This window comes from Streptosporangium sp. G12 (assembly GCF_052983175.1).
Genome location: NZ_JBRIQO010000092.1, coordinates 1 through 1095, shown reverse-complemented (window position 1 = coordinate 1095; position 1095 = coordinate 1). Strand labels below are relative to the sequence as shown.

The 1095-nt window shown below is 73.2% G+C and carries 1 protein-coding gene; it reads left to right on the top strand.

All coding sequences use genetic code 11. The features are described from left to right. Window positions 1–43: 43 nt before the first annotated feature. A partial coding sequence (locus tag ACVCAG_RS45725; RefSeq protein ID WP_447191669.1) for a polyketide synthase dehydratase domain-containing protein occupies window positions 44–1095 on the top strand: 1052 nt, incomplete at its 3' end.

The following is a 1095-nucleotide window of genomic DNA, read 5'->3' as shown; positions in this document are numbered from 1 at the left end:
GGTGGACTGGGAGCGGGCCATCGCCCCGGCCGGGCCTCGCCGGGTGGATCTGCCCACCTACGCCTTCCAGCACCAGCGCTACTGGTTGCTGGAGACGGGCGGCGCGGGCGACGCGGAAAGCCTCGGGCTCTGGGCGACCGGGCACCCGCTGCTCGGCGCGTCCACCGGGCTCGCGGAGAGCGGAGCGGCGGTCCTCACCGGACGCGTGTCGATCGCCACACACCCGTGGCTGGCCGACCACGCGGTCAACGGGCAGGTGCTCCTGCCGGGAACCGGCCTCGTGGAGCTGGCCGTACGGGCGGGTGACGAGGTCGGCTGCGACCTGCTGGAGGAGCTGACGCTGCAGGCGCCGCTGTTCCTGCCCGAGCGCGGAGCCGTCCAGCTGCAGGTGGCCGTCGGCGCACCCGACGAGGACGGACGCAGGCAGCTGGGGATCTACTCCCGCCTGCACGAAGCGCAGGACGAGCCCTGGACCCAGAACGCCGCGGGCATATTGGCCCGCGTCGGCGTGGTCGTGCCGGAAGCCGAGGAGACCTGGCCACCGGAGGGCGCGCAGGCCGTCGGCATGGAGGGGCTGTACGAGAACTTCGCCGCCATCGGCCTGGACTACGGCCCCGCCTTCCGCGGGCTGCGGGCCGCGTGGCGCAAGGGCGACGAGGTCTTCGCCGAGCTGGCGCTGCCCGAGGACATGGCACGGGACGCCGCCAGATTCGGGCTGCATCCGGCGCTGTTCGACGTCGCCTTGCACGCCACAGCCCTCGGTGAGTTCGTGACCGACTCCGAGCCCGGCCGGCCCTCCCTGCCGTTCGCCTGGAGCGGGGTGGCGCTGCACGCCTCCGGAGCCACGAAACTCCGTATCAGGATCTCGCTGACCGCCCAGGGCGCGGTCTCGCTCAAGCTGACGGACACCGCGGGCCTGCCGGTGGCGACGGTCGCGTCGCTGGCCGTACGCCCGGTCTCCATCGGCGGGCCGGAGACCATTCGCACCACCGGGCTCAGGAACAAGCTGTTCCACGTCGAGTGGAGTGAGGCTCCGGCCGGTTCCGTTTCCGCTCCTGCGGGGGTGCCCGGGTGGGTGGTGGCCGGTTCTCTGGC